This window comes from Cohnella mopanensis (assembly GCF_022352055.1).
Classification (GTDB): Bacteria; Bacillota; Bacilli; order Paenibacillales; family Paenibacillaceae; genus Cohnella; species Cohnella mopanensis.
Map to the genome: position 1 here is coordinate 1 of NZ_JAKRWM010000038.1, position 22,117 is coordinate 22,117.

Annotated in this window: 18 protein-coding genes; 6 read left to right on the top strand and 12 right to left on the bottom strand. The window is 51.6% G+C overall.

The window, feature by feature from the left end:
- From L3D05_RS26050 to L3D05_RS26070, 5 genes are all read right to left on the bottom strand, one after another.
- The coding region (locus L3D05_RS26050) for a glycoside hydrolase family 5 protein (RefSeq protein WP_239619291.1) at nucleotides 1-1,191 on the bottom strand (1,191 nt) is incomplete at its 3' end.
- Between the two features lie 276 nt (nucleotides 1,192-1,467).
- Complete coding sequence (locus L3D05_RS26055; protein WP_239619292.1) at nucleotides 1,468-2,463, bottom strand: C40 family peptidase; 996 nt, start codon at nucleotides 2,461-2,463, stop codon at nucleotides 1,468-1,470.
- 312 nt (nucleotides 2,464-2,775) lie between these two features.
- Entirely contained in the window at nucleotides 2,776-3,648 is an 873-nt protein-coding gene (locus L3D05_RS26060) for a cation diffusion facilitator family transporter (protein ID WP_239619293.1), read from the bottom strand.
- Between the two features lie 425 nt (nucleotides 3,649-4,073).
- Entirely contained in the window at nucleotides 4,074-5,702 is a 1,629-nt protein-coding gene (locus L3D05_RS26065) for an ABC-F family ATP-binding cassette domain-containing protein (protein ID WP_239619294.1), read from the bottom strand.
- Nucleotides 5,699-6,673, bottom strand: coding sequence for an MBL fold metallo-hydrolase (locus L3D05_RS26070; protein WP_239619295.1), 975 nt, complete (start codon nucleotides 6,671-6,673; stop codon nucleotides 5,699-5,701). Before L3D05_RS26070 ends, L3D05_RS26065 begins: the two co-directional genes overlap by 4 nt.
- A 372-nt stretch (nucleotides 6,674-7,045) precedes the next feature.
- On the opposite strand from L3D05_RS26070, the gene L3D05_RS26075 reads away from it, so the two are divergent.
- Together L3D05_RS26075 and L3D05_RS26080 are read left to right on the top strand one after the other, a co-directional pair.
- Nucleotides 7,046-8,185 carry a virulence factor gene (locus L3D05_RS26075; protein ID WP_239619296.1) on the top strand — a complete coding sequence of 380 codons (1,140 nt, stop codon included), beginning with the start codon at nucleotides 7,046-7,048 and terminating at the stop codon, nucleotides 8,183-8,185.
- A 305-nt stretch (nucleotides 8,186-8,490) separates the two neighbouring features.
- A complete protein-coding gene (locus tag L3D05_RS26080; protein ID WP_239619297.1) occupies nucleotides 8,491-8,865 on the top strand; it encodes a hypothetical protein in 375 nt (124 codons plus the stop codon).
- Nucleotides 8,866-8,915: 50 nt separating this feature from the next.
- On the opposite strand, the gene L3D05_RS26085 is transcribed toward L3D05_RS26080, so the two are convergent.
- From L3D05_RS26085 to L3D05_RS26105, 5 genes are all read right to left on the bottom strand, one after another.
- Nucleotides 8,916-9,965, bottom strand: coding sequence for an ABC transporter substrate-binding protein (locus L3D05_RS26085; protein ID WP_239619298.1), 1,050 nt, complete (start codon nucleotides 9,963-9,965; stop codon nucleotides 8,916-8,918).
- Nucleotides 9,966-10,057: 92 nt separating this feature from the next.
- A complete protein-coding gene (gene yjfF, locus L3D05_RS26090; protein ID WP_239619299.1) occupies nucleotides 10,058-11,023 on the bottom strand; it encodes a galactofuranose ABC transporter, permease protein YjfF in 966 nt (321 codons plus the stop codon).
- Nucleotides 11,016-12,053 carry an ABC transporter permease gene (locus L3D05_RS26095; protein ID WP_239619300.1) on the bottom strand — a complete coding sequence of 346 codons (1,038 nt, stop codon included), beginning with the start codon at nucleotides 12,051-12,053 and terminating at the stop codon, nucleotides 11,016-11,018. Before L3D05_RS26095 ends, yjfF begins: the two co-directional genes overlap by 8 nt.
- Before the next feature lie 6 nt (nucleotides 12,054-12,059).
- A complete protein-coding gene (locus L3D05_RS26100) occupies nucleotides 12,060-13,580 on the bottom strand; it encodes a sugar ABC transporter ATP-binding protein (protein ID WP_369418013.1) in 1,521 nt (506 codons plus the stop codon).
- 91 nt (nucleotides 13,581-13,671) lie between these two features.
- Nucleotides 13,672-14,727, bottom strand: coding sequence for an ABC transporter substrate-binding protein (locus tag L3D05_RS26105; protein ID WP_239619301.1), 1,056 nt, complete (start codon nucleotides 14,725-14,727; stop codon nucleotides 13,672-13,674).
- 278 nt (nucleotides 14,728-15,005) lie between these two features.
- On the opposite strand from L3D05_RS26105, the gene L3D05_RS26110 reads away from it, so the two are divergent.
- From L3D05_RS26110 to L3D05_RS26120, 3 genes are read left to right on the top strand one after another with little or no spacing between them, the layout of a single operon-like run.
- Nucleotides 15,006-16,820, top strand: a complete 1,815-nt coding sequence (locus tag L3D05_RS26110; protein WP_239619302.1) for a sensor histidine kinase — start codon at nucleotides 15,006-15,008, stop codon at nucleotides 16,818-16,820.
- A gap of 12 nt (nucleotides 16,821-16,832) precedes the next feature.
- A complete protein-coding gene (locus tag L3D05_RS26115) occupies nucleotides 16,833-18,440 on the top strand; it encodes a response regulator (RefSeq protein WP_239619303.1) in 1,608 nt (535 codons plus the stop codon).
- Entirely contained in the window at nucleotides 18,415-19,389 is a 975-nt protein-coding gene (locus L3D05_RS26120; RefSeq protein ID WP_239619304.1) for a sugar ABC transporter substrate-binding protein, read from the top strand. The genes L3D05_RS26115 and L3D05_RS26120 overlap by 26 nt, the downstream gene beginning before the upstream one ends.
- Nucleotides 19,390-19,551: 162 nt before the next feature.
- Here the strand turns inward: L3D05_RS26120 and L3D05_RS26125 are convergent, their stop codons facing one another.
- Complete coding sequence (locus L3D05_RS26125) at nucleotides 19,552-20,442, bottom strand: alpha/beta hydrolase (RefSeq protein ID WP_239619305.1); 891 nt, start codon at nucleotides 20,440-20,442, stop codon at nucleotides 19,552-19,554.
- A 124-nt stretch (nucleotides 20,443-20,566) separates the two neighbouring features.
- Nucleotides 20,567-21,586 carry a LacI family DNA-binding transcriptional regulator gene (locus L3D05_RS26130; protein WP_239619306.1) on the bottom strand — a complete coding sequence of 340 codons (1,020 nt, stop codon included), beginning with the start codon at nucleotides 21,584-21,586 and terminating at the stop codon, nucleotides 20,567-20,569.
- 209 nt (nucleotides 21,587-21,795) lie between these two features.
- Between L3D05_RS26130 and L3D05_RS26135 the strand changes: the two genes are divergently transcribed.
- Nucleotides 21,796-22,117, top strand: a 322-nt coding sequence (locus tag L3D05_RS26135; RefSeq protein ID WP_239619307.1) for a hypothetical protein, incomplete at its 3' end; no start/stop codon positions are given.

Genomic DNA, 22,117 nt, shown 5'->3' on the forward strand with positions numbered 1-22,117 from the left:
ACCGGTCGGCGCCGCCGGAATTGTCGGATTAACGACAAGCGGTTTAATGAGCCGATCTAACATCGCTTGCTTCGGTGCGTTCCACGTCGCCCAATCGTCCAGCAGCAGACCGCCGGTATCTCCGCTGTTCGGGTTGAGGCACCAGTACGTCCAATACATATCGTTATCTTTAAGGTAATCGACCAGCTTGTTTTGCCATTTGCCTTCGGCGCTAACCGTATCGACACTTCTGCCGCCGAACTCCCCGGCTAGAATCGGCGCGATATTGTCTTTGTGGATGTATCCCCAATACGAATCCCACATTGCCGGCATATTACTCGGAAATGTCGGATCGGAGAACCAGGTTTGAGCGGATACTCCGGGGCCGTAATCGTGAGGGGAGTAGACAACGCGATTGGCAACATTAAGTCGCACGGGATTGTTCCGCACGCCTTTCAAGTTACCTCCCCACCAGTAGGAGCCGGATTCGCCTTGTACGTTGGATTGAATGCCCTCGACGATAATCAACCAGTTCGGATTAGCCGCAAGAATCGCGTTACCCGCGCGTTCCGCCGCTAATCTCCAATCCGTTGATACGTTGCCGGTTCCCCAACTCGCCGTGCCATGCGGCTCGTTATGAAGATCCGCGCCGATGACCGTCGGGTTGTTCGCATAATGCTGCGCTAACATAACCCAGTCGCTGATCCAACGCTGTTCGGAGTATTGTGCAGTGTACCAGAGCTCCGACTGGCCTCCCGAGTCCGGACGGTGACGGTCCAAGAAAACTTTAATGCCTCTCTCGCCCGCTTTCTGTATAACCTTGTCCATTAACTGCAGAGGCGTTAGCCCGATTAAATCCGGGTTCGTATACGTATTAATGCTTGAAGGCATAACCCCCGGATCGAACATTTGAGTGCTGAACGGCAACCGAAGCAAGTTATAGCCGTGATCCTTGATTTTGTCCATGAAGCTGTCGAGCGAGTATTGCCATAAACCATGAGGCGAATAATTAGCCGTTTCGAAGCCGAACCAGTTAATCCCGTTAAATATGGCTGGATTGCCTTCCGAATCCACAATGCGGTTGCCGGATGTATGATAATAACCGGTCGGGGCCGCGTAACTTTTGCCGATCCCGATCGAAAGCAGCATTGAGCAGGCCAATGCCGCAATCAATAAGACAATCCCCCCGCGTTTGCATGAGTTTATCAACATTTTCGTATCCCCCGTTCCATTTTGAAATCCATATCGTAAATCCCCTCCCGTTTATCCGAACTCTGTCTCTAGTTATCCCTTTCCCTCCTTCGGCGTTGGAAATGGTTTTCTGTAAGCAATTCCATTATAAAACGGATTGAACACAAAAAATGTGCGCCATGTAACCTTGTTATTGCGTATTGTATCTTCTTCGAAATCGTTTTCTACAATGAATAAATAAAAACGCCTTCGAGGCAAGAAGCCCCGAAAGCGGATGGGATAACCTAATTATTAGTACTACAATGCGCTGCCGCCGTAGAGGAAACGATATTCCCAATGCTTGCCCGAGATGCTGTCCGTACGAACGCCGCCCGATTCTTTCGAATACGTATGTAACACTTTGCCATCTCCTAGATAGATAGCCGCATGGCTGATCTTATCCCCGAATGGCTTTTTGCCGGAGTAACTGGAAGCTTTGGTCCCTTTGTAATCCATAAAGAACATCAGGTCTCCGCGCTTGAGCTGGTGCCAATCCGTCGTAACCGCGCCTTTGCCCCTTACATATTCGCCTTGTCCGCGCGAATCTGACGGTAACGTGACGCCAATAGCGTCCTTGAACATTTGCCGGATGAGATCCGAGCAATCGAACGTATTCGTGTTATCGCGGCTAGACCCGTATTCATATGGCGTTCCCAAGTATTTCATGCCTGCGGCTATGATCGATTCTACCTGGTTGGAACCCGGGTCAGTAGAAGGCTGCGATGGTGCTGGACCTGGAATCGACCCCGACACCGCAATGTATTGTTTATCCGTGCTCACGTAGCCGGATTGACCTTTGGAATCGGTCACGGCGTACCAAGAAGAATTAGGTTGTCCGGTTACCGTAACCTTCTCTCCCTTAGACAGATAACGGATACGGGAAGCACTAACCGAGGGGCTTGTCCGGAAAGAAACGCTGCTTACGATCGTAGCGTTGCCACCGGTAACTGCTCCGTTGCCGCCAGTCGAGCCGGATGAACTATTCACGCTTAAATATTTGCTGTCGGAAGAAATGTAACCCACATTTCCGGAAGAATCCTTCACCTGCAGCCAATAACTATTGATTTTGCTAAGTACGACTACTTCCTCGCCCTTGCCTATCATACGAATAACAGCTCCTGAAGTGCTGGGCGCCGTGCGGAAATTAACCCCTGATTGGATTGTGCCTGTCGTTGCTGCGGCGTTCGCTTGGGGCTGGGGGAATGCCGACCAAACCATCGTCGCCACCAAGAGATACATCAAAGTCCGTTTCACTTGCGAAGTCCTCCTCTGGATACGGCGTTAAGGGGGGATCCCCCTTACTTGCTTTATTATAGAGGCATGTCTAGTGCCTTCCATCCGGCGCGGAACCCATCGACCAAGTCCCGAAATGGGCACAAGGTTCCATTAGTCCATAGGACCTAGGAACGTCAACCCGCGTCGCCAGAGGACCTTGGGTGATCGTTTTCCCCAAACTTACCAGCCCATTATGACCATTTTGAAATAAAAAACGCCGCCATCCGGCGACGTTCATGGACTATTGCACGTTTCATGAGAAAGATTAACCTTGTATTCACTACTTAAGACCTACACCTCGGGCTCGACATGAACATGCGCGTTCAAAATTTCGTGTTTCCGTTGAAGCCTCTGCTCTACCGCATCGCTGATCTTATGGCTCTCAATGAGGGACAATGCGGAATCCACGATGACGATAACATCGACAAGCACGGTGCTCCCATGAAGGCGAGCGCGAATGTCTTTAATTCCGCGGACTCCCTCCGTTCGCTCAACGACTCCTTTAAGCGTCTTCAACTGACCAACATCAAAGCCATCCGTCAGATCGTGTGTCGCTGCCCAGAAAATGTCCCATGCCGTCTTGAGAATGAGTACGGCCACGGCAACGGCCGCAACTGCGTCAAGCCAAGGCCAACCGAGAACCGCTCCGAATATGCCGACCGCCGCCCCGATGCTAACGAACGCGTCCGAGCGATTGTCCTTCGCGGCGGCCATTAACGCCTGGCTGCGGATGCGGTTAGCTAGCCGGGCATTATATGTATAGACGCCGAACATCGCAATCGCTGCGGCAATCGCCACCCATCCGGCGGCGATATCCGGCGCGCCGTAATGTCCTATCGCGATATTGCGAATCGCTACCTGTCCGACTTGTAAGCCGACCGTCGCCATGATAAACGAGGCAAGCAGCGCCGCGACCGTCTCTGCCCGAAGATGACCGTACGGATGATTCGCATCCGGAGGCCTACGGGAGATGCGAAGACCGACCAGGACGGCCACGGAAGCTACGATATCGGTGACATTATTAAATCCGTCTGCCGTCAAGGCCTCCGAGCCGAACCCCCAGCCCGCAGCCAATTTCAAGGAAGAAAGGATGAGATAGGCCCCAATACTGACCCATGCGCCTTTCTCTCCTTTTTTGATATCCTCGTATATATCCTTCGACATCCGTAGCACCTCCTCGCCGTTTACACCATCCAATACGATTGGCTCTGCTCTTTTGCAACCATCGCAATAGTGTAACCGTTCGGCCTATACTCGAAACATACGGTCTCTTTGGAGCGAGCCCTTGCTCCCCCATTGTCGCGTTTTGCGACTATGGCGGGGCATCTGCTTCGCTTTCCCTCTCCATCGTCGCATTTTGCGACTATGGCGGGGCATCTGCTGCGCTTTCCCTCTCTATCGTCGCGTTTTGCGACTATGACGGGGCATCCGCTGCGCTTTCCCTCTCCATTGTCGCGTTTTGCGACTATGCCGATGCAGAGCGGCTTCGCTTTCCCTCTCCATTGTCGCGTTTTGCGACTATGGCGGGCGCCCTCATTCTAACCTCACAAAAAAACGCTCGCCGAACAGAGTCGGCAAGCGTCTACTAATTATCTATCTTCTTCTGGAATGAGCTTCGCGCGAAGCTGTTGCACTTCCGGATGCTCCAAGTACTCGTCGAAAGTCATCATCCGGTCGATGATGCCGTTCGGAGTAATCTCGATAATCCGGTTGGCGATCGTCTGCATGAACTGATGGTCATGCGAGGTAAAGATGATCGGACCGTCAAAGTCGATCAATCCGTTATTGAGCGCCGTAATGGACTCCAAATCCAAGTGGTTCGTCGGCTCGTCAAGCAGCAGCACGTTACCGTTCGTCAGCATCATGCGGGAAAGCATGCAACGTACCTTTTCTCCTCCGGACAGGACGGAACCTTTCTTTAACGCTTCGTCGCCCGAGAACAACATCCGGCCAAGGAAACCGCGAATGAACGATTCGTCCGGATCTTTAGTATATTGACGCAGCCACTCGACCAGGTTCAGATCCACCCCATCGAAATAAGCCGAGTTTTCTTTAGGGAAATACGCTTTAGTCGCAGTAACGCCCCAAGTTACGGCACCCTCTTCAGGCTCTTTTTCCCCAACGAGGATTTGGAACAGCAACGTCTTCGCGTGACCATATGGACCGACCAATGCGATTTTGTCGCCTTTGTTGACGACGAAGTTTACGCCGTTCAGTACTTTCTCTCCATCCAAGGTTGCCGAGAGATTCTCGACCGTCACGACTTGCTTGCCTACCTCGCGCTCAGGTTTGAAGTTAATGAACGGATACTTACGGTTCGAAGGACGGATGTCGTCGAGCGAAATTTTGTCCAATAGCTTCTTACGGCTCGTCGCTTGCTTCGCTTTGGATTTGTTCGCGGAGAACCGTTGTACGAACTCTTGCAATTCCTTGATTTTGTCTTCCTTCTTCTTGTTCTGATCGCGCATGAGCCTCATAGCCAATTGGCTAGACTCGTACCAGAAATCGTAGTTACCTACGTACATTTGAATTTTTCCATAGTCGATATCCGCGATATGCGTACAAACTTGGTTCAAGAAGTGACGGTCATGGGATACGACGATAACGGTGCCCTCATAACGGGACAAGAAATCTTCCAACCAGTTGATGGACTCAAGGTCCAAGTGGTTGGTAGGCTCATCGAGCAGCAAAATATTCGGATTGCCGAACAAAGCTTGCGCGAGCAATACGCGAACCTTCTCGTTACCGCTTAGCTCAGCCATTTTCTTGTCATGAAGCTCGGTCGTAATGCCAAGACCATTCAACATGCCGGCCGCTTCGCTCTCCGCTTCCCAACCGTTCATTTCCGCGAATTCCGCTTCAAGCTCACCCGCGCGCATGCCGTCTTCATCGGAGAAGTCTTCTTTCAGGTAAATCGCGTCTTTCTCTTTCATGACCTTGTAAAGACGGTCGTGTCCCATAATAACTGTCTCTAGCACGTTGAACTCATCATACTCATAATGATTTTGTTTCAGAACGGCGAAACGTTCGCCCGGGGTAATGTGAACCTCTCCCGAGGAGGATTCCACTTCGCCCGATAGTATTTTCAGGAACGTGGATTTCCCCGCTCCGTTTGCTCCGATCAAACCATAACAGTTGCCAGGCGTGAATTTAATGTTTACATCTTCGAATAGGGGGCGTTTGCCAAAACGTAGGCTTACGCCGGATACGGTAATCATGAGTCTAATCCATCCTTTTCTTTAGGGGTTTCTAGATTATGGCTTCCAAAACGTAACGTCTCGCCGTGCTGCAGCAACAACAGCTTCTCTTCAGGGATGCCGAGCTGCACCCGAGCCGCCTCCAACCGCTGTAATGCTTCGGCGGGAGTGTCGTCCGAAAGCTTAAATGCACCGTAATGCATGGGTACGAAATACTTCGCTTTCACGTCAAGGAAAGCCTGCAAAGCTTCTTCCGGGCTAACATGCTGGGACGCCATGAACCATTCGGGATCATAAGCTCCAATCGGCAACAGCGCAATATCGATATCGAACTTGCGGCCGATCTCGCTAAATCCTCGGAAATATCCGCTATCGCCCGCAAAATAGATCGTCGGACCATGATCGATCTCCAGCACCCAACCGCCCCAATGAGACGTATTCATATCCCACGGATTGCGACGCGTCCAGTGCTGAGCCGGAACGAAAGTAAATTTCACGCCATGGAACGTTGCGTGTTCCCACCAATGTAGCTCCTGGGATTGAAGAAAACCTCGCACGACAAGCTTTTTTCGCAAACCGGCCGGTACGATCATTTTCTTCGGACCTTTCAGCCTACGCAAGGACGACATGTGCAGGTGATCATAGTGAGCGTGAGAGATGAGGACGACGTCTGTAGATGGCATGTCCGACAATTCTATACCTGGCGGAGCTAGTCTTTTCTGAAATGCCATTCTTCTGGCCCATACGGGGTCCGTGACGATGTTCAAGCCCGCCATCTGAATGAGAAACGTGGAGTGGCCGATCCATGTGATGGATGGCTCGCTTCGGTTATGCTGTAGAAATCGCAGGTCTGGCTCAACATTAGGAATACATTGTCCGTATCCCTTATTGCGCAACTTGCGAAACCGATCTTCACGCCAACGGTCGAATTGATCCTTTGATGCTTTGCCAGCACCTATAGAATCCAAGTTTCCGAAGCGTCTTCTAAGCATGGAATCCCTCCGATGATGTGCTCATGTATACTATATCAGGAAACTCCGAAATGTACCAAGGTTGGGGAGAAAATTCGCCTGATCTATCTTCCTGCTCGTTCTGATTTCATGAAATCCTTACCCATTTTACATGTAACCATAACTAATGCTTTTTCCTCTATTATGCACGGAACTGAAAATCCTTCGGGTGGTTTCGAGGGGCTGTAGTCCGGTTTTTCCTGACTGCACGGCACATTTGGTGGTTGCGAGGCGCTGTAGTCCGGTTTTTCCTGACTAAATGGCTCGGTTGGCGGCTAGGAATACGATGAGTTTTTGGCATTTCGGGCTCGATTGCGGTATTGTGGAGTAAAAGAAGAAAGCGAGGGGTATTCCATGAAATTGCTATCCATCGAGCCAACCCCAAGTCCAAATACAATGAAGCTGAACGTGGATGTTAGGCTCGATCCCGGCGTTCAACTGAATTACGGCAAAGATTCGACGGCGGTACCTCCGTTAATCGCGAAGCTGTTAGAGGTTCCCGGCGTTAAAGCGATATTCCATACGTCGGATTTTCTTGCTCTGGACCGCAGAGGCAATGCGGATTGGGCCGCCATCCTTGACGGGGTCAGAGAAGCGTTCGGAATCGCGGCCAGCGGTTCGTTGACAGGTCCGGGAGAAGACGCGGGAGGCTTCGGCGAAGCTCACGTCCGCGTGCAAATGTTCCGTGGCATCCCGATGCAAATTCGGGTGCGCAGCGGCGGCCAAGAATTTCGGGCGGCGATGCCCGAGAGATTCGCGAAGGCCGTGTCCGAGGCTGCGGGAGCGACGATGATCCGCGAGCGTATGCTCGAGGATCTCGGAGTACGTTATGGCGAACCGCAGGAGATCCTGGACGAGGTGCAGCGAGAGCTTGAGGCGGCATACTCCGAATTGCGTTTACGCGATTTGATCGAGCAAGCGAAAGCCGCAGGCCCGGAAGCCGCGCCTCCCGCTCCACCCTCTCCATTAACGGGAGAACAGGTTATGAAAGCTCTCGATTCCCAGCAGTGGCAAGAACGATATGCCGCTTTGGAACGATTGAAGCCAACGCCGGAAGATTTGCCGGTCGTCGCCCGCGCGCTTCATGACAGCCAGATGTCGGTACGCAGGCTCGCCGTCATCTATCTAGGCGATCTACGCACGCCGGAGTCGTTCCCTCATCTATTCACGGCCTTAAAAGATTCTTCGGGTTCCGTGCGCCGAACAGCCGGCGATACGTTGTCCGATATCGGCGATCCGATCGCGATCGCTCCGATGGTCGAAGCTCTCGAAGACTCCAACAAGCTCGTTCGCTGGCGCGCTGCACGGTTCTTGTACGAGGCGGGGGATGATACCGCATTGGAAGCCCTTCGCCGGACGACGGCGAGCGAATCGGAGTTTGAGGTGCGTCTGCAAGCGGAGATGGCGGTTGCCCGCATCGAGCGCGGCGAAGAAGCCGCCGGATCAGTCTGGCAGCAGATGACGCGCATGCGGGAGCAACGAGAGGACGCTTAAATCAATGAGCAACGCTGCCATGGTCTGCCGCACCGAATAAAAGGCGGCAGACCCCTAGCAATCATTTTTGTAATCATAACGTAATATTCCTTTCATCCTCTCTTCATGTTCAGGGGTTAAGATACATACATGACCCCCCTTTGAAATATAAACTTGAGGCTTGCGGCCCGTTGCCGCAAGCCTCCTTTTTTTACCTATCTCCCAGCCGGCACGACGATGACGTATAACTTTCCGCTGCAAGGATCAGATTAACTCTGAATAATCGGGTAATAGGCCAAATGGTTAGAGCGAAGGGGAGATCTGCATTGGGTGAACGTGCGATACTCGCGTACTTCAAAACACCTTGGGAGGCGGAAAAAGCGGTAGGCGAGTTGAAGAAGCTGCGGATTGCGGAATCCAAGATCGATCGGTTTACCGGATATCCGGGTGAAGGAGTCGACTATCGACTCAACCTGATGAGGGGAGATTTCAATAGCCTCGCCTATTTAACGATGGGCGGCGATTTCGACGACAAGGACGAAGCGACGTTGGTCGCTGCAAGCGTCAGCGCAAGCGGCTTTAGCTCGGGCGGGGCGGACAATCGCGTGAACGGTTATGACATTCTCTTGACCGCGGTCGTAGACGAGGCCGATTACGAACAGGCGCTTCAAATCGTTCAACGGTTGGGTGCCATGCAATAAAGAATACAGAGGAGTAGCCGAAAGCCGCTATTCCTCTTTCGTTGCGTGAGTCAATATTTCCGGTTCGACACTTCCCTCTCCGCCATCTCTTCCGTAAAGACGCTTTCCGGCGTCACGATCCGTTTCGGCAACGTTCGGCCTGCCATCAATTCTTTAACGGCTTGCATGAGGTTCGGGCCTAACAGCGGATTACACTCCACTACGCAATTGATTTTTCCTTCCGCCATCATCTCGAATGCTTTACGGGTTCCATCTACAGAGATGATAATAATATCCTTGCCGGGCGTGAGCCCGTATTCCTCGATAGCCTCGATCGCTCCCAGAGCCATGTCATCGTTATGGGCGAATAGCACGCGAATGTCGCGTCCTTTGTCGTTCAAGAACGATTTCATGACCTCCTTGCCTTCTTTTTGCGTAAAATTCGCATATTCGCTTTTTAATATTTTGAAATCTTCCCGTTTGGCCATAATTTCGCGAAAGCCTTTGCCCCGTTCAATAGAAGGCGATGAGCCTTCCGTTCCTTTGAGCTCGACAATGCCGATTGAGCCAACTTCATCACGCATTTTGTCCAATAAATATTTGCCGGCTTTACGCCCTTCCTCCGTGAAGTCGGAGCCTATGAAGGTCACGTATAGTGACGAATCGTCAACGTCCACCGAACGATCCGACAGAATCAAGGGAATCCCCGCCTGCTTCACTTCTTTCATAATCGGCTCCCACCCCGATTGGACAACTGGAGCGATCGCAATGACGTCGACCTTCTGCTCGATGAACCTGCGGATCGCCTCGATCTGCTTCTCCTGAGATTGTTCCGCATTATCTAGCACAAGCTTAATGCCCGCTTCCGCAGCCGCTTCTTGGATCGACTGCGTATTGGCCAGCCGCCAATCGCTCTCGGAGCCGAGCTGGGAAAATCCAAGAGTAATATCCTGCTGGGAAGAGATAGGGATCTCCCCCATATCGTCTTGAGCATTGTCACTGCTCTCTGTTTGCGCGGGAGGCTGGGAGGTCACCGGCGAGGACGAGCCATCGCAGCCCGAGAAGAGTAGTAGAAGGATGACAGCCATGATCCCCTGCAAGCTTTTATACCCGATTGTCACAATGCCGGCCCCCCAGTACGCTTGCCTAGACAAGCCTTTACGTGCGTTCATTATACCAAAAAGTTCCACACTAGTAGAATACGCCGACTTCTCTAAGATTTGACCGTTGAGCGGCGCGCGCTCAGCACCCTTTGGAGCAAAATAAAGACAAACAGCAACAAACCGATTACGATTTTGGTCCACCAGGAACTAAGCGTCCCCTGGAAGCTAATGATCGTCTGAATGACTCCGTAGATCATGACCCCGAAGAACGAACCGGCAATATACCCGACCCCTCCGGTCAGCAATGTGCCTCCGATTACGACGGACGCGATCGCGTCAAGCTCAACGCCAACCGCATGAAGCCCGTATCCGGACAACATGTAGAACGTATAGATCACTCCGGCGAGAGAAGAACAAAAACCGCTCACGACGTAAACGCCGATCTTCGTACGTGCGACTGGCAATCCCATAAGCAGCGCAGACTGTTCGCTTCCCCCCAGCGCATATACGTTACGTCCGAAACGCGTGTAATGCGCCACGAATATCGCGAGCAGGACAACGATCAATGCGATAATGACATTAATCGAAATGAAGCTTCCGCCCGGTAGCGTGACCTTCGTCTGCGCAATCGCCGTGTAAGTGGAGTTGTTGATCGTAATCGTATTGAGACTGATGATATAACACAGCCCCCTGGCCAAGAACATTCCGGCCAACGTGACGATAAACGGCTGAACTTTAAAATAGTGAATGATCGCGCCCATCGCCCATCCGAAAGCGCACCCTATGACCAATACGATAGGAATGACGACAATCGGCGGCATGCCATGCTCCTGAATGAGGCTAGCGGATATCATCGTCGTCAGCGCGATCATGGATCCAACCGATAGATCGATGCCTCCGGAAATGATAACGAAGGTCATGCCCACCGCGACGACAAGCAAGAATGCGTTGTCGATGAGCAGGTTGAATACGACCTGCAAGGAGAAGAATCCGGTGTACCGAAAGGAACCCGCAGCCAGCATCACCGCGAACAAGCCGATCGTGACTAGAATGGGAATGAATTTACGGTTAAGCATGTCGGGTCACCTCTTTTTCCCCCGGGTAATGTCGAGTCTTCCAACGCCTTATGACCGCTTTGCGGAACGATTCGGATTGGATTAAGCAGACGGCCAATACGACGAAAGCTTTCACGACGAGCGTAATTTCCGGAGCAATCCCAACGGAATAGATCGTCGTGGACAGCGTCTGGATCATCAACGCCCCCACGAGCGTGCCGGACAAATAGAACCTGCCTCCGTTCAGCGAAGTACCGCCGATGACGACCGCCAGAATGGCGTCCAGTTCATACCACAGACCCGCATTGTTCCCATCGGCGCTGGATACGTTGGAGCTCAGCAACAGTCCTGCGATGCCCGCACATAATCCGCAGAACATATAGACGGCCACGATAACGATATTCGAGCGAATGCCCGCCAATCGGCTAGCTTGAGGATTGGTGCCGACCGATTCAATGAAAAGGCCGAGCGCCGATTTCCGCGTTAACAGCGAGGCGGCGGCGAACACCACCGCGACGATGAAGATAGAGAACGGCAGCGTCGCTAAGGAGCCCGTGCCGATATATGCGTATTTCGGACTGGAGAGCGTAATAATCTGACCATCCGTAATCAACTGAGCGATTCCCCGGCCGGCTACCATAAGGATCAAGGTCGCAATGATCGGCTGAATTCCAGCTCCCGTCACCAGCAATCCGTTCCACAAGCCCAGAACCAAAGACAACACAAGGGCAAGTCCGACAGCCATCAGAACAAGGCTCAACGAATTTTGGTCCTCTCCCTTGCTGATCGTCATGCAGGACATCGCTCCAGCTATGGCGACGATCGACCCTACAGACAAGTCGATTCCTTTGGTAGCAATGACAAGCGTCATCCCGACGGCAACGAGAATAAGCGGAGCGCCGAAGTTCAGAATATCGATCATGTTCCCGTACAGGTGCCCGCCTTGCATCTTAATGGAGAAAAAATCGGGAGAATGGAAGAGATTAAATAATAGCAGTGCTCCCAGCATGGTAAGCGGCCAAAACAAATGATGTTTCATGATCCGGTTCACTGTGGCTCAACCTCCCGCGATGGCCTGCATCACATGATGCGGACTGATGTCTTGACCTTCGATTTCCTTAACCAACCTACGGTCCCTAAGAACGGCAATTCTCCCGCTCACCCTAAGCACTTCCTCCAGCTCGGACGAGATAAACAAGACGGACGTTCCCCGCTTCGATAACGACATGACCAGCTTCTGGATTTCGGCTTTCGCCCCGACATCGATTCCGCGGGTCGGCTCATCCAGAATGAGCAGTTCCGGTTGCATGAGAAGCCAACGGGCCAGAATGACCTTTTGTTGGTTGCCTCCGCTCAAATTTTTCACCAGATGCTCCGGGTTAGGAGGATTGATATTTAATGTACCGATATATTGTTCAGCGATTTCATCCTGCCTCTTGCGGTTGATCGTCCGGAACCAGCCCCTAGTCGCTTGCAGAGCCAAGATAATGTTCTCTCGAACGGACAAATCGTCAATAATTCCCTCGATCTTCCGGTTCTCGGGACAGAATCCGATCCCCTGCGAGATGGCGTCCCGCGGAGAACGGATGGCCTCGCTAGATTTCGCAAACTTCAGCTTCCCTTGATCCGCCCTGTCTGCTCCGAAGAATAGGCGGGCGATTTCCGTACGTCCCGACCCGAGCAATCCGGCCAATCCAACAACTTCCCCGCGGCGAATAACGAGGTTGAACGGCTCGATAGCCCCCGTACGGCCAAGATTCGAAGCTTCTACCCAAATGTCGTCGCTTTCGGCATGCTCCTCGTGTTGCGATTTCGGCATCTCTTCGAGCAGATTCAACTCCTTGCCGATCATACGAGAGACGAGCTCGATCCTAGGCAAATTGTCAGCCAAGCTCTCTCCGACGAATTCCCCGTTGCGAAGAATCGTAATCCGATCCGATATTTCATAGACCTGATCCAGGAAGTGCGTCACGAACAAGATCGCGAGGCCTTCGTTTTTTAACTTTCTCATGATGGCGAATAGCTGTTGCACTTCATTCCGGTCGAGACTTGAAGTCGGTTCGTCTAGAATCAAAACCTTAGCGGAAATGCTCAAGGCGCGCGCGATGGCAATTAGCTGTTGAATAGCTACCGAATACGATTGCAGTGGCAAAGAAACATCTATGTGGAGACTAAGCCGTTCCGATAGAAGCGCGGACGCGTTCTTGTTCATTTCCTTCCACTGAATGATCCCGAACCGGCGCGGCTCGCGGCCGATATAGATATTCTCCGCCACCGTTAGATTCGGACAAAGATTGACTTCCTGATAGACGGTACTAATCCCAACCTCTTGAGCATCCTGAGGGCTTTGGGGGCGAATCGCCTTGCCGTCCAGCAATACTTTGCCCTCATCGACGGAGTACACTCCGGTCAACGTTTTGATCAACGTCGATTTCCCCGCTCCGTTCTCTCCCATCAACGCATGCACTTCTCCTGCGAACAATCTGAAGTCGACGCCTTTCAGCGCGCGAACGCCGGGAAAGCTTTTGTATATTCCACTCATCTGCAGGATCGGCTGCCGATCGATCATGTTGATCATGTTCCTTCCTCCTTTAAGAGAAAAAGCCGCTCCGACTCGATCCATCGGTAGCGGAGCGGCTCATCTAACATACGAACTTGCGACGGAACGATTAATATTTACGAGTCGGAAGCGCCTCTTTGGCTTGCTCGGACGTAAACGTCGATTCTTCCGTTACGATACGTTGCGGGATTTCCTTGTTAGCGAGAACATCGTTAACGGCTTGCATCAACTGCGGTCCAAGAAGCGGATTACACTCTACGATGAAGTTGATTTTTCCTTCGCTGGCAGCGGTCATTCCATCTTTAACAGCGTCGACGGAGATGATAACGATATCTTTGCCCGGAACAAGTCCAGCCGCTTCGATCGCTTGAATCGCGCCAAGTGCCATATCATCGTTATGGGCATACAGCACGTCGATGTTTTTGTGCGCTTTCAGGAACGCTTGCATAACTTCTTTCCCTTTGGCGCGAGTGAAATCACCCGTCTGGGAAGCGATAATTTTAAGCTTGTCATTCGATTTGATCATTTCCTGGAAGCCGGATTTGCGGTCGTTGGCGGGAGCGGAACCCGTCGTGCCTTGCAACTCAACGATATTGACGTCTTTTTGGGCATCTTTATATTGATCGAGTACCCATTGGCCTGCTTTGCGGCCTTCTTCCACGAAATCGGAGCCGATGAACGTTTTGTAGTAGGACGTATCTTTGGAATCGACCGAGCGATCGGTCAGAATGACCGGGATTCCCGCATCTTTAGCTTCCTTCAACACCGTGTCCCATCCGGATTCGACGACGGGCGAGAAGGCGATAACGTCAACCTTCTGTTGGATGTAAGAGCGAATCGCTTTAATTTGATTTTCTTGCTTCTGCTGCGCATCCGAGAACTTCAGATCGAAGCCGGCCTCGCCCGCGGATTCCTTGATGGAGTTCGTATTGGCCGTTCTCCAGCCGCTTTCCGCTCCGACTTGCGCGAAACCGAGAACGACTTTCTTATTCGAGGATGCGGGTGCGGACTCGCTTGGACTTGCGCTTTCCGTAGCTGGCGCTTTCGAGCTTTCGGCCGGTGACGAACTCGCGTTGCTTCCTTTGTTGTTGCCGCCGCAAGCGGAAACAACGACCATGAGAGCGACCAAGGCGAGCGAAACGCCCCACTTCTTAAAACTTTTCATTTGTAACTTCCTCCCCATTCGTTCACCATTTGTTGGCGTGAGCTCATTATAAAGCGCTTCCAGAGGTGGATTATATGGACGATCGCAGCCGTTTTTTGCGTTTTTATGGGATGTTTGAGCCTATGGGACTCGTTTTGTTGTAAATTTTTATTCAAAAGTTGGAGATTGCCTTCACGTCTGAATAGGAAGCCCACGAAATGGATGATTTTTGCTATAGTTAGTAGCAAAGGGACCGCGTCTCTCCGCGAATGCCACAACTAAGGAAGGAACGCTGCGGAATGCCTTTCGTTCGGAAGATTACCTCCAGCTTGCGAGCCAAGCTGCTCACGATGTTCGTTATATTAACGTCGATTCCGCTCATCGCGGTCGGTCTCGTTTCCTATCAGAAATCATTCAACACGGTATCCGGCCATAGCAAGGCGGCTACGATGCTCGTCGCGGATCGCCTCGCCTTGGACATCGACGTCTTGTTCCAAGATACGAGCCGTTTGCTCGAGCTGGAGAAAAACCCTCAAGTGCTTCGCTTTCTGTTCTCTCAGAGCGAAACCTACGAGGACGCCAAGTTCATCTTAAAGACGTTCGATTTATACCGTCAGACGTACAAATATGAAAGCGTGCTCAACATGACGATGATTAACCTATATGGCAGAGGAATCAGCGAACGCAAAGGGGTGTTTCAGTTAGATTACAACCCTCTGAGAAATTCCCACTTCGCGCATTTGATGACGGAGCCGAATGACGTGCTGAATATTCCGCCTACGAAATCTTCCGATAGGGACCGGCTGGACGGATTCCGCTATCCCGACCGTAACGTCATTACGATCATGGCTACGGTTAAACAGCAGATCACCCACGAGGTCGTCGGCTTCATCGTCATCGATTTGGATGACTCGGTCGTGGAGCGGTTCTCTGATAATGTGAAGATCGGCAAGACCGGATTGTTCTATGTCGCGGATGATCGGGGAATTCCGATCTTTACTCCTTCCGCGCTCGCTAAATCCGGGGATCCGTTCCAGCCTGTTAATCTAAGTAAACATACCGGCAACCAGAGGGACAGCTTCGTGGACTCCTCATCCGATCCTTCCAAATTCGTCGTGTTCGCCACTTCGCAAGCAACCGGTTGGAAAATCGTCGGCAGCGCTCCGCTTGAAGAGATCGTAGAGGATGCCAACCGAATCCGCACGCTCATTATCGTAAGCGTTGCCTTAAGCATCTTGTTTACGATTACTCTCTATTTTTTCATCACCTCGCGTCTAACCCGGCCGATCCAACTGCTCAAAAGCAAGATGCGACAAGCCGCCTCCGGTTATTTGGACGCCAAGGTGAAGCCAACGGGACACGATGAAATCGCCGATCTAGGCACGAGCTTCAATACGATGATCGAGAAAATCAAGATGCTGCTCGAACAGAGCATCCGCGAGCAGGAGCATATCCAGAAGGCGGAGCTCAGGACGCTACAGGCCCAGATTAATCCTCACTTTCTCTATAACACGCTCGATTCCATCGTCTGGATGGCCGAGGCGGGCAAGAACGAGCAAGTCATCCAGCTTGTGCAGGCCTTATCCCGATTTTTCCGCATCAGCTTGAATAAAGGCCGCGATTGGATTTCGATCAAGATCGAGCTCGATCACGTGCAAAGCTATTTGATTATCCAGAAAATGCGTTACCGAGATATTCTCGATTACGAAGTCGACGTGAGCCCCGAGCTCCAGATGTATCCGATTCTGAAGATGACTCTGCAACCGCTGGTTGAGAATGCTCTGTACCACGGCATCAAAAATCAACGGGGCAAAGGATTGATCCGCATTGGCGGGTATGTCGATCTTCAGGATATCGTCCTGTTCGTCGAGGATAACGGAATCGGAATGACGAAAGATCGCTTGGAGGCGGTCCGCGAACAGCTGGAGCAACCACGCGATTCGCAACCGGACGATTCGGGCGACACAGGCATCGAAGACGGGAAAAACGGCGGATTCGGTCTGCAAAACGTTCATCAGCGCTTGAAGCTATATTTCGGGGAACGATACGGGTTACAAATCGAAAGCGAAGAACGCAAGGGGACTTGCATCTACGTTCGGATACCTAAGAAATAGGGGTGACTATCGGTGAAAAAGGTCATGCTCGTAGACGACGAAATCGTCATTAGAGAAAATATTCGGGTTTGCATCGATTGGGAAAAGGAAGGCTTCATCTATTGCGGGGATGCGCCGGACGGAGAAGTCGCGCTCCCCCTGATCGAGAAGTGGGCGCCGGATATTCTGATCACCGACATTAAGATGCCTTTCATGAACGGCCTTGAGCTAAGCTCCATCGTCCGCCAACGTTTGCCGGATACGAAGATTATTATTCTTAGCGGTCACGATGAATTCAGCTACGCCCGATCCGCCCTTCAGATAGGCGTTGAAGAATACTGCTTGAAGCCCGTTCATTCGCTTGATCTGATCAAACTCCTGCATTCCGTCGGGGACAAAATCGACCATGAGCGCCGGTTGAAGGAGCGTAAAGCTTACACCCGGGAGAAGCTCTTCGGCGACTTGTGCGGCGGGCTCATCACTACGACCGAAGCCATCGAAGCGGCGGCTTCACTGTCCTTGAACGTGATATCATCGCGCTATGCCGTCTTGATCTGCGATCTGAGATGCTCGGAATCTGCAGAATATACCGATGCCGCTTCGATCATGCAGGCGGAACGGATCATCGACGATAAGTTATCCGACACCGTTTCCGGCTGGAGCTTCAAACGTAGCCGGACGGAGAAGGTGTGGATTATTCATGGAGATTCCGCTTCGGATTTAACGGCTACCCTTGATCATATCCGCCATAAGCTCGTCCCTCATCTCGAGAACGAGCTTCCATGCGCGGTTTCGTTCGGAGTCGGAAGCGTGCAAGATCGGTTACAGGGCATCCATCTTTCATTCTTGGAGGCAGAGGAAGACCGGAATCTACATCGGCTAACGAAAATCAATCAGAAGGAATTGTGGAACGCGGCCGGTCGTTCGGCCGGAACGACCGCCTACTTAGACCGTGCTCGTTTCATCGAGTTTCTCAAGATCGGAACCGTCTCCCAGCTCCAAGAGTTCGTTCGCGACTTCGCCGCCAATCTCATGGAGGTGGACTGGAAAACTTCTATGTATGGCTATTACCTGCTGAACGAATTAATGCTGGAGTCATTGCAAGAAGCGAAGAAAGGCTTCCGCTCAGGGGAAGTATCGGACTCCCTCGTTGCCGAGCTGCAAGGGGAAATCCGCAAAGTTTCAAGCTGGGAGGAGTCTTGCCGCTTCTTGGCGGATCTGTTGGAGCAACTGTGGACATGGAGGGCCGATGCGGCCAACAAATACTCGGACATCATCGCCAAAGTCAAAAGCTTCATCCAACAGCAATATGTGAACGATCGGTTATCGTTGCAAGACGCCGCCGAACACGTTCGCGTCAGTCCGAGCCATTTGAGCAAGGTGTTCAGCCAAGAAACCGACCAAACCTTCATCGAATATTTAACGCAAACCCGAATTCGCAAAGCGATGGAGCTGTTGCAAGCGACCAATGACAAATCCTACGAGATCGCCTATCAAGTTGGCTATAACGACGCGCACTATTTTTCCAATCTGTTTAAGAAAATGACCGGCATGACGACGCGGGAATTTCGCCGGCAAGGGATGCCCGGAAGCCGATCCGCGGAAGGAGAGTACCATGACAGCCCGGAGCGCTTGGCATAAGCAAGCCCATTATTGGCTCATCCTAATCATTGCACTCTGCTCGATCCTATCCGCTTGCAGCAACGGAACGGATTCGGTCTCTCCCTCCTCAACCGCGGCTTCGCCCGTTGCGAGAAGCACTGGAACGGCATACACGTTCGGCATTATATATCCGATGACGCACCCATTCTACGAAACCATTACGCGGACAGCCGAAAAAGTAGCCGCGGAGAAAAACGTCCGCCTCATCGTCAAGGCCCCCGGAGAATCGAACTTAGAGCAACAAATCCGAATGATGGAGACGATGATCCGCCAGCAAGTGGATGGGATTGCCATCGATCCGATAGACGCGAGCGCACTCGCACCTATTATCGATAAGGCGGTTAATAGCGGCATTCCCGTCATCTGCTTCGAATCGGATTCTCCGGGAAGCAAACGACTGTCGTACATCGGTGCAAACAACATGCAGTCGGGAGAGAAAATGGGAGAAACGCTGGATAAGCTGCTGGACGGAAGCGGCATGGTTATCGTGGAAACCGGAACTCGCCGGACGCTCAGCATGGATCAGCGTTTAGAGGGCATGCTCACTTATCTCAACAATAAAACGAAAATACAAGTGCTCGAAGTTCGCTACAATGAAGGGAGCGAGAGCCGCGCGCTTCAAGATCTGGAAGAGATGATTGATGCCCATCCGCACTTCGACGCTTTTGTAGGCCTCGACTTTGTATCCGGCTCGGCCTCCATTCTCGTATGGAAGGCCAAAGGATTGGCCCGGTACGCCCTAACTTTCGGACTCACCCCGGAAATACAGGAAGCCATCGTGAACGGGCAATTAACTTCGGTATTATCGCAGCACGAGGAAGAATGGGGAAACCTGATCGTAGCGCGGCTTTTGGACGCTGCCGAAGGGCGGCAAGTTACGCGGTTCGATGATACGGGGTTCGAGGAAGTGTCGGGTAACCGTTTGTAAACACTTGGCTCGATACCAACTGAATGATGGTACCGCTTTCTCTTTTGTAATGGAACCGTAATATGACCTTCATCTTCTCTTCATCTTAAGGGGTTACAATACAAACATGACCCCCCTTTTCAATAATATATACCTTGAGGCTTGCGGCTCGTTGCCGTAAGCCTACTTTTTTTGTAGCGATGTTCGGAAGAACGATTTCACAGCCGGCCAGAATGCAGGATCGCGATCCGAAGCGCTATGGCCTTCGGCATCCACGAACAAATGAGGCAAATCGGGAGCGCGGGACAAAACGTGGCTAAGCTCCGTTGAAGGAATGAATCCGTCCTTGCGTGAATGGACGAGCAATACCGGCGTCTTGCGGCCTAGAGCGTTATCGCGAAGAATTCTAGCCGGATTCGCCCGTCTCATCATAGACATTGGAATCCCACTGCGCCAAATCATCATTCGCGGCAGGAGCTGCGCCAACGGGAACTGCGGAAGTTTCCTTCGCTTCAACTCCGCTCCGATCATCGTCGAGAACTTAACCGGCATCGAATCGGTGACGAGAGCGGCGATCGGAGCTTCTTCATCCAGCGCGAGCACCGCGCCAAATCCTCCAAGCGAATGCCCGAGTACTCCAATGCGAGCGGGATCCGCATCAGGCCGCTTGGACAGCCATGCGATTGCCGTGAGCAGGTCGTCGCGAAATTGCAGGCCCGTCGGGGTCTTATAATAATCGCTTTCCCCATGGCTCCTCGCATCGAACATTAAGATCGAGTAGCCTTCATCGTACAGAGGTAGCGCGTATCTTAGCACCCGTGACCGGTTGGAGCCCCATCCGTGCGCGATAATAATGACCGGTCCCGGATTCGGATGATCAGCATGGTACAAATACCAGCCCTTCACCGTTTTCCCTCCGCTTTGCCACTCCGTCGATTCATAAGGTACCGGCGGTGTCTGTTCGTTCGGTATGATTCGCGGCCGTTGGGCTTTGACGGTTAAACCGTACAATGCCGCCGCAGCGCTGCTCGTTACCGCTCCGGCTCCACCAACCATCCACCCAATCACTGACATATTACATGACCTCCCGTTCCGATCCCCGTCTTCCCTTTATTTTACCTTAATTCGCACGAAGATATAAATCGCAAAAAAAGCTGCAGCAAGCCGCCCTTCGACGACCTGTTGCAGCTCTCATCGGTTAATCATTTACGAGAATCAACTTTTTGACGGAATTTCTGTGAACGATTTTACCTTTGATGAGTACTCTTCCGAAACTCAAGCTGTTATTTTTCACCTTTTTTATCAAAAACTTCGCGGCAACTCTTGCCATTTCAGGCATATTAACCTCGACGGTCGTTAATTTCGGCTCGCATAGAGTCGAGAAAATATCATTGTCGAAACCGACAACCGAACAATCGTCCGGAACCTTATAGCCTTTTTCTTTCAAAACAACCATGAGCTCATAAGCGATGCGGTCGCAGTTACATACGAACGCGGTCGGCATTTCAGACGGCAGCTGAATGTCAATAAACCGCCCCTTCTCGTCACGATCGTTAATAATATACCGCTCATCTAATTTGAGGTTATGTTCCAGCAACGATTTGTAATAACCTAAGAAACGATCCTGTATGCTGCTGGTAGAATACAAATTCCCAACGAACGCGATCTTTCGATGTCCGAGGTTGATGAGGGAGTTCGTCATTTCATACATGGCATAGAAGTTATCGGTAATGACGGTATCCATTCGTTCTTGATCCGTGTAAAAATCTAAAAAAACGACAGGAATGTCGGCTCGTTGGAGCATCTCGATATAGTTTTTGTGAACATTGCCTAGAATGATAAATCCATCCACTTTCTTTTCCTTATAGATCCAAGGCATGACGAACTGCTCTTCGTCTTCAGCGGATAAGAGATGAAGAATCGCGGAATAGTGATACTCTTCTAGCGACTTAACGATATGTTGGTGAAATTGTTGGTAAAAGGACTGGGTTACACCCGTGAATCGTTCCGCTATGATAACCCCTATGTTGTAGGAATATCCTTCCTTCATGGCTTTCGCCATCACATTTAATCGATAGCCCATGTCGCTGGCCAGATCTTTGATTTTGCGCTTCAATTCTTCGCCGACGCCATCTTTATCGCTAAGCGCTTTAGATACAGTAACTACGCTGATTCCCAGCTTATCCGCGATATCTCGCATAGTCACTCCGGATTTCATAGGTTGCAGCAGCCCCTTCTTCATGTCTGAACTTACATCATTCGCTATCATTCTACTTTAACAATAACACTCGCAAAAATACATCCTTTACTTTTAACCTCCTTAAACGATTACTCCGAAGGCTACGGAGGGGAATATGGTACCCGAATGAAGTTGGGCGCATATCCTGCATTAATCGTCAGATGCCCACGGGCAAAGGAGGAACAACGATGTCGAAGTTACGATCGCCGGACGTGAAGCCGCTATTGCGCAAAGCTCCAGCTGATCCGAAAGCCAAGCTTTCATCTCGCCAATCCGCACACCATCAAATTAAAGTCTCTTCCGGCAAAAACAATAAAAAAGAGTCATCCAAAGATGACGTCGTCCACCTGCATCAGAATGGAGAGCAACCGACACACCCCACCCGTCAGATTCCATGGTGGGTGTTCCCGCAAGAGCAAGAACGAGGCTTGCTGGGAGGTTTGATCGGAGGGCAAGGGGGACCCAGCGGTCCGGGAATGCCGGGTGGTCTCGGCGGAGGCATGTTCCCCG

What these genes read in the sequence shown, in the direction of transcription:
- L3D05_RS26100 (WP_369418013.1), bottom strand. Translation starts at nt 13,580, where the DNA reads ATGATCAACATGATCGATCGGCAGCCGATCCTGCAGATGAGTGGAATA.
- yjfF (WP_239619299.1), bottom strand. Translation starts at nt 11,023, where the DNA reads ATGCTTAACCGTAAATTCATTCCCATTCTAGTCACGATCGGCTTGTTC.
- L3D05_RS26060 (WP_239619293.1), bottom strand. Translation starts at nt 3,648, where the DNA reads ATGTCGAAGGATATATACGAGGATATCAAAAAAGGAGAGAAAGGCGCA.
- L3D05_RS26065 (WP_239619294.1), bottom strand. Translation starts at nt 5,702, where the DNA reads ATGATTACCGTATCCGGCGTAAGCCTACGTTTTGGCAAACGCCCCCTA.
- L3D05_RS26130 (WP_239619306.1), bottom strand. Translation starts at nt 21,586, where the DNA reads ATGAAATCCGGAGTGACTATGCGAGATATCGCGGATAAGCTGGGAATC.
- L3D05_RS26070 (WP_239619295.1), bottom strand. Translation starts at nt 6,673, where the DNA reads ATGCTTAGAAGACGCTTCGGAAACTTGGATTCTATAGGTGCTGGCAAA.
- L3D05_RS26105 (WP_239619301.1), bottom strand. Translation starts at nt 14,727, where the DNA reads ATGAAAAGTTTTAAGAAGTGGGGCGTTTCGCTCGCCTTGGTCGCTCTC.
- L3D05_RS26110 (WP_239619302.1), top strand. Translation starts at nt 15,006, where the DNA reads ATGCCTTTCGTTCGGAAGATTACCTCCAGCTTGCGAGCCAAGCTGCTC.
- L3D05_RS26120 (WP_239619304.1), top strand. Translation starts at nt 18,415, where the DNA reads ATGACAGCCCGGAGCGCTTGGCATAAGCAAGCCCATTATTGGCTCATC.
- L3D05_RS26075 (WP_239619296.1), top strand. Translation starts at nt 7,046, where the DNA reads ATGAAATTGCTATCCATCGAGCCAACCCCAAGTCCAAATACAATGAAG.
- L3D05_RS26125 (WP_239619305.1), bottom strand. Translation starts at nt 20,442, where the DNA reads ATGTCAGTGATTGGGTGGATGGTTGGTGGAGCCGGAGCGGTAACGAGC.